Annotated in this window: 12 protein-coding genes; 11 read left to right on the top strand and 1 reads right to left on the bottom strand. The window is 63.9% G+C overall.

What is annotated here, in order from left to right:
* Positions 1 to 83: 83 nt before the first annotated feature.
* The 6 genes from NKI47_RS04225 (at position 84) to NKI47_RS04200 (ending at position 5774) form a co-directional block, all read left to right on the top strand.
* Entirely contained in the window at positions 84 to 632 is a 549-nt protein-coding gene (locus NKI47_RS04225; RefSeq protein ID WP_352587734.1) for a histidine phosphatase family protein, read from the top strand.
* A gap of 213 nt (positions 633 to 845) precedes the next feature.
* Positions 846 to 1130: an acyl carrier protein gene (locus NKI47_RS04220; protein WP_023676462.1), complete on the top strand. Its 285-nt coding sequence runs from the start codon at positions 846 to 848 to the stop codon at positions 1128 to 1130.
* Positions 1131 to 1169: 39 nt separating this feature from the next.
* A complete protein-coding gene (locus tag NKI47_RS04215) occupies positions 1170 to 2357 on the top strand; it encodes a beta-ketoacyl-ACP synthase (RefSeq protein WP_352587731.1) in 1188 nt (395 codons plus the stop codon).
* A 75-nt stretch (positions 2358 to 2432) separates the two neighbouring features.
* The gene (locus NKI47_RS04210; protein WP_352587728.1) at positions 2433 to 3722 is read left to right on the top strand and encodes a beta-ketoacyl-ACP synthase; all 1290 of its coding nucleotides are present in this window, start codon (positions 2433 to 2435) and stop codon (positions 3720 to 3722) included.
* A gap of 29 nt (positions 3723 to 3751) precedes the next feature.
* On the top strand, positions 3752 to 4780 hold the full coding sequence (locus NKI47_RS04205; RefSeq protein ID WP_352587725.1) for a zinc-binding dehydrogenase: 1029 nt from the start codon (positions 3752 to 3754) through the stop codon (positions 4778 to 4780).
* A 1-nt stretch (position 4781) separates the two neighbouring features.
* Positions 4782 to 5774 (top strand): lipid A biosynthesis lauroyl acyltransferase, encoded by a 993-nt coding sequence (locus NKI47_RS04200; protein ID WP_352587722.1) that lies wholly within the window; start codon positions 4782 to 4784, stop codon positions 5772 to 5774.
* A gap of 143 nt (positions 5775 to 5917) precedes the next feature.
* Here the strand turns inward: NKI47_RS04200 and NKI47_RS04195 are convergent, their stop codons facing one another.
* Complete coding sequence (locus NKI47_RS04195) at positions 5918 to 6346, bottom strand: L,D-transpeptidase (RefSeq protein WP_254818202.1); 429 nt, start codon at positions 6344 to 6346, stop codon at positions 5918 to 5920.
* Between the two features lie 222 nt (positions 6347 to 6568).
* On the opposite strand from NKI47_RS04195, the gene NKI47_RS04190 reads away from it, so the two are divergent.
* The 5 genes from NKI47_RS04190 to NKI47_RS04170 all read left to right on the top strand — a co-directional run bounded on the left by NKI47_RS04190 (position 6569) and on the right by NKI47_RS04170 (position 13136).
* Entirely contained in the window at positions 6569 to 7858 is a 1290-nt protein-coding gene (locus NKI47_RS04190; protein ID WP_352587720.1) for an acetylornithine deacetylase/succinyl-diaminopimelate desuccinylase family protein, read from the top strand.
* 130 nt (positions 7859 to 7988) lie between these two features.
* Complete coding sequence (locus tag NKI47_RS04185) at positions 7989 to 9467, top strand: ABC transporter substrate-binding protein (RefSeq protein WP_352587717.1); 1479 nt, start codon at positions 7989 to 7991, stop codon at positions 9465 to 9467.
* 236 nt (positions 9468 to 9703) lie between these two features.
* Positions 9704 to 10651: an ABC transporter permease gene (locus NKI47_RS04180; RefSeq protein WP_352587714.1), complete on the top strand. Its 948-nt coding sequence runs from the start codon at positions 9704 to 9706 to the stop codon at positions 10649 to 10651.
* Positions 10648 to 11517 (top strand): ABC transporter permease, encoded by an 870-nt coding sequence (locus tag NKI47_RS04175; protein WP_352587711.1) that lies wholly within the window; start codon positions 10648 to 10650, stop codon positions 11515 to 11517. Before NKI47_RS04180 ends, NKI47_RS04175 begins: the two co-directional genes overlap by 4 nt.
* Positions 11514 to 13136 carry an ABC transporter ATP-binding protein gene (locus tag NKI47_RS04170; RefSeq protein ID WP_352587708.1) on the top strand — a complete coding sequence of 541 codons (1623 nt, stop codon included), beginning with the start codon at positions 11514 to 11516 and terminating at the stop codon, positions 13134 to 13136. The genes NKI47_RS04175 and NKI47_RS04170 overlap by 4 nt, the downstream gene beginning before the upstream one ends.
* Positions 13137 to 13272 lie beyond the last annotated feature (136 nt).

Raw genomic sequence — 13272 nt, 5'->3', positions numbered from 1 at the left:
CGGCTTGTCTTTCAGCCGGCTTTGCCGTCCCTATATGCCGGTCACCGGGGACCTGCCTGCCGGTCACCCGAAAAGGATGTCTGATGCTTCGATTTGTGCTGGCGCTGCTGTTGCTTGCCGTTTCCGCCACAGCCCATGCGACGGAAGCCGGCTGGGCGCTGCTGCGCGACGGCGGGCATGTCGTGCTGCTTCGCCATGCCATGGTCACAGGCACCATCGATGCGGCCAATTTCGATCTCGGCAAATGCGCCACCCAGGTCAATCTCTCGGAGCGCGGCAAGCAACAGGCGCGCAAGATCGGCGCGCTGTTTGGCGCCCGCGCGGCACCGGTCGAGCGCGTGCTGTCCAGCCGCTATTGCCGCTGCCTCGAAACCGCGCGCATCGCTTTCGAAAGCGAACCGGAGCCGTTCGCACCGCTTGACCTGCTGAAGACCGACGAAAAGGAGAAGGCCGCTCAGATCGCGGCGATCCTGGCAGAGATCCGCGGCTATTCCGGCTCCGACAATCTGGTCATGGTCACGCATCTCGAAGACATCAAGGAATTGACCGGCATCTCGCCGCGTGAAGGCGAGGCCGTGGTCGTCGAGCCGCAGGGCGACGGACTGCGCGTGCTCGGCCGCGTTACCTTCTGACCGCGCCGGTCGCTCCTCGCGTCGAGCGAGATAGGTGTTGCCGAAATGCCACTGCCACGAGAAGCCGTGGTTGGATTCCGATCTCATCTTGCTCCGCCTGGGCAGCAATCCCATCTGCGCCCGGCGTATCAGGCCTTTTCCTGCCCGGAAAAACCGATTAGACAGCCCAAAACACATGCGGACAGATTCCGCCCGCAATCGAAGGAAAAGCCCTTGTCCACCACGTTCGACAAAGTCGCCAAGATCATCGCCGACACTAGCGAGATCGACATCGAGACGATCACGCCCGAAAGCCACACCATCGACGATCTCGGCATAGACAGCCTCGACTTCCTCGACATCGTCTTTGCCATCGACAAGGAATTCGGCATCAAGGTGCCGTTGGAAAAGTGGACGCAGGAGGTCAATGACGGCAAGGCCTCGACCGACGACTATTTCGTCATGAAGAACCTGTGCGCCAAGATCGACGCGCTCGTCGCCGCCAAGAACGCCATCTAAGCACAGCGCTTGACGCGCCCTCACCCACAACAGCCGCCCATGAACCCCCGCGACGTCGTCATATCAGGCATCGGCCTTGTCTCGTCACTGGGCGAGGGTCCGGATGCGCATTGGCAAAAGCTCATCCAGCCGCGCCTTGAACCGGTTCTGGAGGCCTCGCGCTTCTCGCCCTATACGGTCCACCCGCTGCCGGAGATCGACTGGAACCTGCAGATCGCCAAGCGTGGCGACCAGCGGCAGATGGAGACCTGGCAGAGGCTCGGCACCTATGCGGCCGGCCTTGCGCTCGACGATGCCGGCATCAAGGGCAATGACGAACTCTGCGCGACCATGGACATGGTGGTGGCCGCCGGCGGCGGCGAGCGCGACGAGGCAGTCGACGCGGCCATTCTCGCGGCATCGGAAAGCCGCAACGACCGCGACGTGCTGCTCAACGAGAAGCTGACCACGGAATTGCGCCCGACGCTGTTTCTGGCACAGCTCTCCAACCTGCTCGCCGGCAACATCTCGATCGTCCACAAGGTGACGGGATCGTCGCGCACCTTCATGGGCGAGGAAGGTGCCGGCGTTGCCGCTGTCGAGACGGCGGCCGCGCGCATCCGCTCCGGCCAGTCGACGCATATACTGGTCGGCGGCGCTTTCCAGACCGAACACTCCGACATGCTGCTCGGCTATGAACTGGCCGGCTACCTGCATCGCGGGGCGTGGCGGCCGGTCTGGCAGAGGCAAGGCGCCGAAGGCGGCGGCGTGGTGACCGGATCCGGCGGCGCGTTTCTCGTCCTGGAGCAGCGCGAGCATGCGGAAAGCCGTGGCCGGAAGATCTATGCGGAACTCGGCCCGGTCCTGTCCGGCCGCGCCAGGCGCCGGCGGGGCGAACTCGATGGCGAGATCGACACGCTGCTGAAGCAGGCCGCATTGCCGAATGGCGAGCTGCTCGCGATCTCCGGCGCTTCGGGCGCCCATGCCGCGACCGCCGCCGAGAAATCGGCGCTCGACGCCAATCCGGCGATCGCCGCACGCGGCTTTTCGACGCTGACCGGCCACATGAAGGAAGCGCAGTTCCCCTTTGCCGTTGCGCTGGCGGCATTGGCTGTCGACCGCAAGGCCGCCTATCCTGTCTTCGACGCCACAGTCGAAAAACCGTTTGCCGGTGTCCCGAAGACCGTCCTTGCAACGGCGATCGGCTATCACCAATTCGAGGGCATGGCGCTGATCAAAGCCGCCTAGAGCATCGGACCGAAACGTGTGGCGCGGTTTTCGGGCGATCCGACGCTCCAAGAGAAACAGGTTTTTGGACAACAAATGGCCAATCTGAACGACCATATGGGCAGGCCCATCGTCGCCGTCACCGGCATCGGCGTGGTGACGTCGCTCGGTGTCGGCAAAGCCGACAATTGGGCGGCACTTACGTCAGGCAAATCCGGCATCCATCCGATCACCCGCTTCCCGGTCGATCATCTCAACACCCGCATCTCCGGCATGGTCGATTTCCTGCCGTCGAGTTCCAAGGGCGCCAGTCTCCTCACCTATGAGCTTGCCGAAACCGCCGCCCAGGAAGCGATGTCGGAGGCAGGCCTCGATGCCGGCGATTTCGGCGGACCGCTGTTCCTCGCTTCGCCGCCGGTCGAGCTCGACTGGAGCGAGCGCTTTTCGCTCTACAATTCCGACAAGCCCAATAATTCAGACAGGCATGATTCCGGCGCCGAAAGGCTGCTGCGGGTAGCGCGCGGCCTCAGAGAACTCGACATCTTCGAGACCACCCAGTTCGGCTCGATTGCCGACCGGCTTGCCGACCGTTTCGGCACGCGCGGCCTGCCGATTACGCTGTCGACCGCGTGCGCTTCGGGCGCCACGGCGATCCAGCTCGGCGTCGAGGCGATCCGCCGCGGCGAATGCGACAGGGCGCTGTCGATCGGCGCCGACGGCTCGGCGACCGCCGAGGCGCTGATCCGCTTCTCGCTTCTGTCCGCGCTCTCGACCCATAACGACATCCCCGAAAAGGCCTCAAAACCCTTCTCCAAGGATCGTGACGGCTTCGTGCTGGCGGAAGGCTCGGGCGCCCTGGTGCTTGAATCGCTGGAGACAGCACTTGCCCGCGGCGCCACCATTCTCGGCATATTGCGCGGCTGCGGCGAAAAGGCCGACGACTTCCATCGCACGCGCTCCAAGCCGGACGGTTCACCGGCGATCGCGGCGGTGCGCGCCGCCCTTGCCGATGCCGGCTTGAGTGAGAACGGGATCGATTATGTCAACGCCCATGGCACCTCGACGCCCGAAAACGACAAGATGGAGCATTTGTCGCTGTCGACGGTGTTCGGCGAGCGGATCTCGTCAATGCCGGTCTCGTCGAACAAGTCGATGATCGGCCATACCCTATCGGCTGCCGGTGCTGTCGAGGCAGCATTTTCGCTGATGACGATGCGCGAAAGCGTCATTCCGCCGACCATCAACTACGACAATCCCGACCCGGCGATCGTCCTCGACGTGGTGCCGAACACCAAGCGCAACGCCGAGGTCGGCACCGTCCTGTCGAACTCCTTCGGCTTCGGCGGCCAGAACACCTGCCTTGTCATGGCGCGGGAACCGGTCTAAGCGACAGCCAGACTGAACCGACAGGCACCATGCGCGCATTGCAACTTATCGAGGATCGCCGGCTTGAAACGGTGGACCTGCCGCCGCCGCCGCCGCCATCGCTCGGCGAGGTGACGCTGCGCATCAAGGCCGTGGCGCTGAACCATATCGACGTCTGGGGCTGGCGCGGCATGGCCTTCGCCAAGCGCAAGCTGCCGCTGGTCGTCGGCGCCGAGGCCTCGGGCGAGGTCGAGGCGGTCGGCCCAGGCGTTTCCAGCCTTGTGACCGGGCAATTGGTGTCGATCTATGGCGCCCGCACCTGCGGTCTTTGCCGCGCCTGCCGCGAAGGCCGCGACAATCTCTGCGAGCATGTCTCGGGCGTGCACGGCTTCCATCTCGACGGCTTTGCGCGGGAAAAGATCAACCTGCCGGCGCGCCTTCTGGTCCCAGCTCCGCCCGGCGTGAGCGAAATCGGCGCGGCGGTGGCGCCTGTCACCTTCGGCACAGTCGAGCACATGCTGTTCGACAATGCCCGGCTGCAGTCCGGCGAGACGATACTGGTCCATGCCGGCGGCTCCGGCATCGGCTCCGCCGCGATTCAGCTGGCCAAGAAGATGGGCTGCACGGTCATCACCACCGTCGGCTCGAACGACAAGATCGACAAGGCCAAGGCGCTCGGCGCCGACCACGTCATCAATTACCGCGACGACCGCTTCGAAGGCGTCGTGCGCAAGCTGACCAAGAAGAAGGGCGTCGACGTGGTGTTCGAGCATGTCGGCGCCGACACATTTGCCGCCTCGATGCTGTGCCTCAAACGCGGCGGTCGGCTGGTCACCTGCGGCTCGACCTCCGGCGTGTCGACGCAGATCAATTTGATGCAGTTGTTCCAGCAGCAGCTGAAGCTGCTCGGCTCGTTCGGCTGCCGCATGGAAAACATGGCCGACGCCATGCAGAAGATGGCGGCGGGCCTGGTGGCGCCGGTGATCGACACCGAGGTTGGCTTCGACGGCATCGATGCGGCGCTGAAGCGCATGGAAGGCCGCGACGTCTTCGGCAAGATCATCCTGCGCGTCGGCTGAAATGATCGGCAACGCCTTCAGGAAGATCCGCAGGGACGTGGGATTCCGCTATGGCAGGCGGCTTCGCCAGTTCAACTACTGGCTGGTCGCGCGCGTCGCGATGATCATCATCTCCGCGCTGCGCCTGCTGCCGCCCGACAGGGCGCTCAATTTCGCCGACCGCGCTGCCCGCCGCATCGGCCCTTGGGTAGCGCGCCATCAGGTTGCCGTCGACAATCTGCGCAAGGCCTATCCGGAAAAGAGCGATGCCGAGATCGAGACGATCGCTTCCGACATGTGGGGCAACATGGCCCGCCTGGCCACCGAATACATCTTTCTCGATGCTTTGTTCGACTACGATCCCACTGCGACGAAGCCGGGCCGTGTCGAGGTCAGGGGCGTGGAGCATTTCGTGCGCATTGCCGGCGAGGACAAGCCGCATATCGTCTTCACCGGGCATCTCGGCAATTTCGAGCTGCTGCCAGTGGCGGCGGCGACCTTCGGCATGAACATCACGGCGCTGTTTCGCCCGCCCAACAACCCTTACCTCGCCGACTACATCCTCTCGACCCGCCGCTCGAGCATGGGATCGCTGCTGCCGTCTTCGACCGGTGCCTCGTTCGCACTTGCGGCCATCCTCGAGAAAGGCGGCAATATCGGCGTGCTGGTCGACCAGAAATTCACCGGCGGGCTCGAGACGACATTCTTCGGCCGCCCCTGCGAGAGCAACCGGGTTCTCGGTACCCTGGCGCGGCACTACGATTGCGATGTCTACCCGGCGCGCTGCGTGCGCCTGCCGAACAACCGTTTCCGGCTCGAGATCGAGGACAAGCTCACCTTGCCACGCACCGCCGGCGGCAGTGTCGACGTCCGCGCCACCACCCAGCTTCTCAACGACGTGGTCGAGCGCTGGGTGCGCGAAGACCCCGGCCAGTGGATGTGGTTCCACAAGCGCTGGGAGATCAGCGGCCGCAAAAAGCGTCGGCCGGCGACAGTGCGCGACAAAGCCGCCTGAGCGGAACGATCTTTTTGGGCACCGGCCCTATTTTGTTCTTGCTTTGTGCCGGCAGCTATGCTACTAATTTCAGTATGGTACTATTTGGCCCCGACGAACCCGCCGCTCCGGCGGGTTTTTTATTGCGGGCCGAGGAGCAGGCCCTAATTCGTCACGAGGATCCGCGTATTGCCGAAGCCGGCTTTGCGCACCATCGAATAGAACGCGGCGGCATTGCTGGGGTGGAGGCGCACACAGCCATGCGATGCCGGGCGCCCCAATTGCCGGATCGCGCCGGTGCCGTGGATAGCATAGCCGCCGCGGAAGAACACCGAATAGGGCATCGGCGACATGTCGTATTTGCGCGAATACCACATCCGGGCCGTCCGCTGTGGCCGGTAACTGCCGCGCGGCGTGATGTAGCCTTTGCGGGCGGTGGAAACGCTCCACCGGTAATACGAAAGCCCGTATCTTACCGTCATTGTCTGTGAGGAAATATCGATGTTCGCGACCAGGCTGGCCGCACGGCTCTCGAACGACGAACCGAACAGCATCGCTACTAATGCTGCTGCCATGAGAACAGTGTTTTTCATGCAATCAAACCCCTTTGATGCCCCTTGCCTGCCTGCCCTCGCGCTGTTCTCCAGCGTTTTGATGGCAAGCCAGCGAGCTAACACCTACTCCCTGACGATTTCACCAATCCAAAGCAGCGAATTTGAACGATTTCCCGCAATAGTTGCCGTAACGACACGCAATCGCCTCGCAATTCGCCATCGGGCTTGCAAAACCGCCTCATCCGCTGCTCAATTCGCCGAATGAACGAACCGAACGAACGGCTCCTCAAGGCGATCGATGACCGGGCCGATGATCTGGTTGCGCTGACCGCGGATCTGATCCGCTTTCCGACCATCAATCCGCCCGGCGAAGCCTATCGGCCGTGTGCCGAATTTATCGGCGCGCGGCTGAAGAAGCGCGGTTTTGAGATCGAATTCATCCGTGCCGAAGGCACGACTGGCGACACTGACCATTATCCGCGCGTCAACCTCGTCGCCCGCTTCGATGGCCGGGCGCCGGGTGCTTGCGTGCACTTCAATTCGCATATCGACGTCGTCGAGCCCGGCGACGGCTGGAGCCTCGATCCGTTCGCCGGCATCGTCAGGGATGGCAAGGTCTATGGCCGCGGTGCTTGCGACATGAAAGGCGGGCTTGCCGCCTCGATCATCGCCGTCGAAGCCTTCATCGAGGTCTTTCCCGATTTTCCCGGCGCCATAGAGATTTCGGGGACGGTCGACGAGGAGTCCGGCGGCTTTGGCGGCGTCGCGCATCTGGCCAAGCTCGGCTATTTCTCCAGGCCGAAGGTCGACCACGTCATCATTCCCGAGCCGCTCAACAAGGACCGCATCTGCCTCGGCCATCGCGGCGTCTGGTGGGCGGAGATCGAGACCAAGGGCGAGATCGCGCACGGCTCGATGCCGTTCCTCGGCGACAACGCAGTGCGCCATATGGGCGCCGTGCTGCGGGCCTTCGAAGACGAATTGTTTCCGGCGCTCGACCGCAAGATGACGCGCATGCCGGTCGTGCCCGAAGGCGCAAAACGCTCGACCATGAACATCAACTCGATCCATGGCGGCCAGACGGAGGATTTCCGGCCCGGCCTGCCCTCGCCCAACGTGCCCGATTCCTGCCGGCTGACCATCGACCGCCGCTTCCTGCTCGAAGAGGATCTCGCTGCGGTCAAGAGCGAGGTGACCGATATCCTCGAACGGCTGAAGCGCGAGCGCAAAAAGTTCGATTACGAAATCCGCGATCTGATGGAGGTGCTGCCGCTGATGACCGAGCGCGACGCGCCGGTGGTTAAGGCGGTCGCGCAAGGCATCATGGAGATATTCGACCGCGAACCGGATTACGTGATTTCGCCCGGCACCTACGACCAGAAGCACATCGCCCGGATCGGCCACATCTATGACTGCATCGCCTATGGCCCGGGCATTCTCGATCTCGCCCACCGGCCCGACGAATGGGTCGGCATTGCCGACATGCTGGACTCGGCAAAGGTGATGGCGATCGGCCTCGGCGTTCTGCTGAGGGGCGCCGGCCCGCGATGATCCGGCCATGGGCGGAAAAACATTCCTCCCGGCGTCGGCGGACGGTACGAAACGCAATTTACTCGGCGGCGAATTCACGCTTCTATCCGCCCGGGTTTGAGCACGTGTTTTAGACATGGGGAGTTGCACGATGAAATTGTGGAAAACCATTCTGGCCGCCGCGGCGCTGGCGTTGGCCGCCGGGACCTCGGCGATGGCCGCGCGCACCGACCTGGTCATCGGCATTACGCTCGAACCCCCGCATCTCGACCCGACGGCGGGTGCCGCGGCGGCAATCGACGAGGTGCTCTATGCCAATGTCTTCGAGGGCCTGACCCGCATCGGCCCGAACGGCGAGGTGCTGCCCGATCTCGCCGAAAGCTGGAGCATTTCCGACGACGGCAAGGTCTACACTTTCAAGCTGCATACAGGCGTGAAATTCCATGACGGCAGCGACTTCAATGCCGACGACGTGAAATTCTCGCTCGATCGTGCCCGCGCCGACAATTCCGTCAACGCGCAAAAGAGCCTGTTCGCCGCCATCGACAAGGTCGAGGTCGTCGATCCCACGACGGTGAATGTCACGCTGAAGAACCCGCAAGGCTCGTTCCTCTACAATATGGGCTGGGGCGACGCGGTGATCGTCGCGCCTGAGACAGCCGACACCAACAAGGAAAAACCGATCGGCACCGGCCCGTTCAAGTTCCAGAACTGGGCCAAGGGCTCGTCGATCACGCTGGTCAAGTCGGACAATTACTGGGGCGCCCCGGTGTTCCTCGACAAGGCCGAGTTCCGCATCATACCGGATGCCGCCGCCGCCGTTCCGGCGCTGCTTTCCGGCGACGTTCAGGCCTTTCCGTTCTTCGACCCCGACAGCGTCGCCCAGGTCAAGGACGACCCACGCTTCAAGGTGGTGATCGGCTCGACCGAGGGTGAAACCATCCTGTCGATCAACAACAAGAAGCCGCCCTTCGACAAGCTGCAGGTCAGGCAGGCTATTTCCTTTGCGCTCGATCGCAAGGCGATCATCGACGGCGCCTCGGCCGGCCTCGGCGTGCCGATCGGCTCGCACATGTCGCCCGCCAGCAAAGCCTATGTCGACCTCACCGGCCTCTATCCGCACAATGTGGAGAAGGCCAAGGAATTGCTGAAGGAAGCCGGCCTGGAGAGTGGGTTCAAGGCGACGCTCAAGCTGCCGCCGCCCTCCTATGCGCGGCTTGGTGGCGAGATCATCGCCTCGGAGCTTCGCGAAATCGGCATCGATCTCGAGATCATACCGGTCGAATGGGCGCAATGGCTGGACCAGGTCTTCACCAAGAAGGATTACGACCTGACCATCGTTTCCCATACCGAGCCTAACGACATCGATATCTATTCGCGCAAGGACTATTACTTCAACTATGACAATCCGGCCTTCGACAAGATCATCGACGAATTGAACCTTACCTCCGACGAGGCCAAGCGCACGACGCTGCTCGGCGAGGCGCAGAAGGTCCTGGCCGATGACGCCGTGGTCGGCTTCCTCTACGAATTGCCGAAGGTCGGCGTCTGGGACGCCAAACTGCAGGGCCTATGGGAAAACGCCCCGATCCAGGCCAACGACCTGACCAAGGTGAAGTGGACGGATTGATCGCTGACAGAAAGGCGAAAGTTGCACTCCGTCACACCCCCCTCTGTCCTGCCGGACATCTCCCCCTCAAGGCGGGAGATTGGCAGTTTCCACGCCGGCACTGTCCTTGCAACGCTAGTGGTTAGCGAAAGCGGCGATGAGGGCTCAATCTCCCCCCTTGAGGGGGAGATGTCCGGCAGGACAGAGGGGGGTGGGCGGGAACGCTACCTTCGCCCGGTGCTTGCATCAGGCAGCTCATGACCGCCTACCTCCTCAAGCGCCTCGCCATCGCCATCGTCACGCTGGTTCTGGCCTCGATGGTCGTTTTTGCCGTACTGGAGATCATTCCCGGCGACCCGGCGCGGCTGATGCTTGGCCTGAACGCCAGCGCCGACCAGATCGAATTGCTGCGCAACCAGATGGGTCTCAACGCTCCCGTCGTGCTCCGCTATCTGCATTGGGCCGGCGGCTTGCTGAGCCTCGATTTCGGCCGTTCCTACACCTATTCGGTGCCGGTCATCGATCTGGTCCGTGAGCGCCTCGTCGTCTCGCTGCCGCTGGCACTGATGGCGCTGGCGCTGTCCACCGTCATTGCCATCCCGGTCGGGCTGTTTTCCGCCAGCCGGCGCGGCCGGGCCGGCGACACGATCGCGATGGGTGCCGCCCAGCTTGGCGTCGCCGTGCCCAACTTCTGGTTTGCGCTGATGCTGATCTATCTGTTCGCCGTCTGGCTGCGGCTGGTGCCGGGCGGCGGCTTTCCCGGCTGGAGCGCCGGCGTCTGGCCGGCGCTGAAGTCGCTGCTCCTGCCGGCAGTCGCTCTCGCTCTGCCGCAGGCGGCGATCCTCGCCCGGGTCACCCGCTCGGCACTGATCGAAGTGCTGAACGAGGACTACATCCGCACCGCCCGCGCCAAGGGCCTGCCCTATCGGCTTGTCTTGTGGCGGCATGCGCTGCGCAACGCCTTGATCCCGGTGGTCACCATTCTAGGCCTGCAATTCGCTTTCCTGCTTGCCGGCACCATCATCATCGAGAACGTCTTCTATTTGCCCGGCCTCGGGCGGCTGGTGTTCCAGGCAATCAACCAGCGTGACCTGATCGTGGTCGAGAGCGTCGTCATGCTGCTGGTTGCAGCCGTCATCGTCGTCAATTTCGTCGTCGATCTCTCCTATGCGGTGGTCGATCCGCGCCTGAGAGGCCGGCAATGACGCTGCACATCGACATCCCCGACGAGAACCTTGCCAGCATCCTGGCCAAGGCGTTTCGAAACCGTTCGTTTCTTGCCGGCTTCGTCATCACCGCACTGGTGACGGCGGTCGCGATCATCTCCTTCTTGTGGACGCCTTACGACGTCACCAGGCTGGTCATTTCCGACAAGACCCAGGCGCCATCGTTGGCGCACTGGTTCGGCACCGACCATTTCGGTCGCGACATCCTGTCGATGATCATGGTCGGCGCCCGCAACTCGATCGCCGTGGCGCTGGTGGCGGTCGGCATCGGCATGGGCGTCGGCGTGCCGCTCGGCGCCTTTGCCGCGGCGCGTGGCGGCATCGTCGACGACGTGCTGATGCGGCTGAACGACCTGGTCTTCGCCTTTCCGGCGCTGCTTTCGGCAATCATGATCACCGCCATCTTCGGGCCGGGCGCGTTCAACGCCATCATTGCCATCGGCATGTTCAACATCCCGGTGTTCGCGCGCGTCGCCCGCGCCGGCGCCCTGGCGATCTGGCCGCGCGAATTCATCCTCGCCGCCCGCGCCGCCGGCAAGAGCAGGACGCTGATCAGCATCGAACATGTGCTGCCCAACATCGCCACGCTGCTGCTGGTGCAAGGCACCATCCAGTTCGCGCTGGGCATACTGGCCGAAGCCGGGCTTTCCTATGTCGGGCTGGGCACGCAGCCACCGATGCCGAGCTGGGGCCGCATGCTGTTCGACGCCCAGACCCGCATGGTGGTGGCGCCGTGGATGGCGATCTTTCCGGGCATGGCGATCGTCATCACCGTGCTTGGCCTGAACCTGCTCGGCGACGGCATCGCCGACATCCTCGATCCGAAATCGCGGCGGCAGCGATGAGCCTGCTCGAAATCGAGAAGCTGTCGCTGGCCATCGGCGGCACGCCCATCCTCAGGGACATCGAGCTGTCCGTCGCGCCCGGCGAAGTCATGGGCCTGGTCGGCGAATCCGGCTCCGGCAAGTCGATGACGGCCCTCACCGTGATGCAGCTCTTGCCCTGGGCGGCACGCGCCAGCGGACGCGTTACCTTCGACGGCATCGATATTCTGGCGGCGAGCGAGGACCAGATGTGCGCGCTGCGCGGCGACGACATCGGCATGGTGTTCCAGGAGCCGATGACGGCGCTCAACCCGGTCAAGACCATTGGCGAGCAGGTCGCCGAAGGTATTCGCTGGCACACCAGGGCGAGCCGCGCGGACGCCGAGCAACGGGCGCGAAAAATGCTCGACCGGGTCGGCTTGCCGGCGGCGCAGTTCCCGCTGTCGCGTTATCCGCATGAGCTGTCCGGAGGCCAGCGCCAGCGCGTCGTCATCGCCATCGCCTGTGCGCTGAAGCCCAAGCTGCTGATCGCCGACGAACCGACGACCGCGCTCGACGTGGTGCTGCAGGCGCAGATCCTCGACCTGCTGCGCGACTTCGTTGCGGAAAACCGCATGGGGCTGCTGCTGATCTCGCACGACCTCGCCGTGGTGACCGAGATGGCGGACCGCATCACCATCCTGCGCCATGGCGAGGTGATGGAGGCCGGCGACACGGCGCGCGTCCTGTCCGGACAGCTTCATCCCTATACGCGCCAGCTGGCGCAGGCCTCGATGCATGTGCCCGCGCGGGCCCGCACACATGACAGCGGATCGGCCAAACCTCTTCTTCGGGTAGAAAATGTGACGCGGGATTATCCGGGACGGCGCATATCGCTGTTGAAACACGCGGCTCCCATCCGCGCCGTCGACGATGTCTCCTTCGCGATGGCGCCCGGCCAGTCGGTGGCGCTGGTCGGGCGCTCCGGTTGCGGCAAGTCGACGCTTGCCCGCATGGTCCTGGCGCTGGACAGGCCGACATCAGGGACAATCCGCTTCCGCGGCGACACCCTCACCGGCAAGAGCGAGGCGGAGCTGAAGCCGGCGCGGCGCGACATGCAGGTCGTGTTCCAGGACCCGTACGGTTCGTTCGACCCACGCCAGAAGGTCGAGAGATTGGTGGCCGAGCCGCTGCATGTGCTGGAGAAGCAGCCGGCGCCCGCCGCGCGGCGCGAGATGGTGGCGCATGCGCTGCACGAGGTCGGCCTCTCACCGGGCGACATGGACAAATACCCGCACGAGTTTTCGGGCGGCCAGCGCCAGCGCCTGTCGATCGCCCGCGCCATCATCACCCGGCCGAAGCTGGTCGTCGCCGACGAGCCGGTCTCGGCGCTCGACGTCTCGATCCGCGCGCAGATCCTCGATTTGTTCGCCGAGCTCAACCAAAAACTCGGCATCGCCTATCTGTTCATCACCCATGATCTGACCGTCGCCCGCGCCATCACCGACGAGGTGATGGTCATGCATGATGGCAAGATCGTCGAGCGCGGCAGGACGAGCGAAGTGCTCGACCACCCGCAATCCGAAGCGGCCAAGGCGCTGGTCACTGCTGCTCCCGATTTGCACCGGGCAATTGCAAAAAGGCTGCAGGAACAGGGGTGAGCAGCCGGTTCGCAAAGCGAGTTCATCGTGCCGGTGGCACGATGAAAGGCCAGCGAACGCCGGGACGCTGCGGAGCAGCGGGGACCCCGCTGTGTCGCTTCGTGGCACGGCTTAACCTTATTCGTTCGGCACACGG

It is taken from the genome of Mesorhizobium sp. M0633 (genome assembly GCF_040320645.1).
Lineage (GTDB): Bacteria > Pseudomonadota > Alphaproteobacteria > Rhizobiales > Rhizobiaceae > Mesorhizobium.
This window is presented reverse-complemented; position numbering and strand designations above follow the sequence as displayed.

What these genes read in the sequence shown, in the direction of transcription:
- NKI47_RS04175 (WP_352587711.1), top strand. Translation starts at nt 10,648, where the DNA reads ATGACGCTGCACATCGACATCCCCGACGAGAACCTTGCCAGCATCCTG.
- NKI47_RS04200 (WP_352587722.1), top strand. Translation starts at nt 4,782, where the DNA reads ATGATCGGCAACGCCTTCAGGAAGATCCGCAGGGACGTGGGATTCCGC.
- NKI47_RS04170 (WP_352587708.1), top strand. Translation starts at nt 11,514, where the DNA reads ATGAGCCTGCTCGAAATCGAGAAGCTGTCGCTGGCCATCGGCGGCACG.
- NKI47_RS04225 (WP_352587734.1), top strand. Translation starts at nt 84, where the DNA reads ATGCTTCGATTTGTGCTGGCGCTGCTGTTGCTTGCCGTTTCCGCCACA.
- NKI47_RS04215 (WP_352587731.1), top strand. Translation starts at nt 1,170, where the DNA reads ATGAACCCCCGCGACGTCGTCATATCAGGCATCGGCCTTGTCTCGTCA.
- NKI47_RS04180 (WP_352587714.1), top strand. Translation starts at nt 9,704, where the DNA reads ATGACCGCCTACCTCCTCAAGCGCCTCGCCATCGCCATCGTCACGCTG.
- NKI47_RS04205 (WP_352587725.1), top strand. Translation starts at nt 3,752, where the DNA reads ATGCGCGCATTGCAACTTATCGAGGATCGCCGGCTTGAAACGGTGGAC.
- NKI47_RS04210 (WP_352587728.1), top strand. Translation starts at nt 2,433, where the DNA reads ATGGCCAATCTGAACGACCATATGGGCAGGCCCATCGTCGCCGTCACC.
- NKI47_RS04195 (WP_254818202.1), bottom strand. Translation starts at nt 6,346, where the DNA reads ATGAAAAACACTGTTCTCATGGCAGCAGCATTAGTAGCGATGCTGTTC.
- NKI47_RS04190 (WP_352587720.1), top strand. Translation starts at nt 6,569, where the DNA reads ATGAACGAACCGAACGAACGGCTCCTCAAGGCGATCGATGACCGGGCC.
- NKI47_RS04185 (WP_352587717.1), top strand. Translation starts at nt 7,989, where the DNA reads ATGAAATTGTGGAAAACCATTCTGGCCGCCGCGGCGCTGGCGTTGGCC.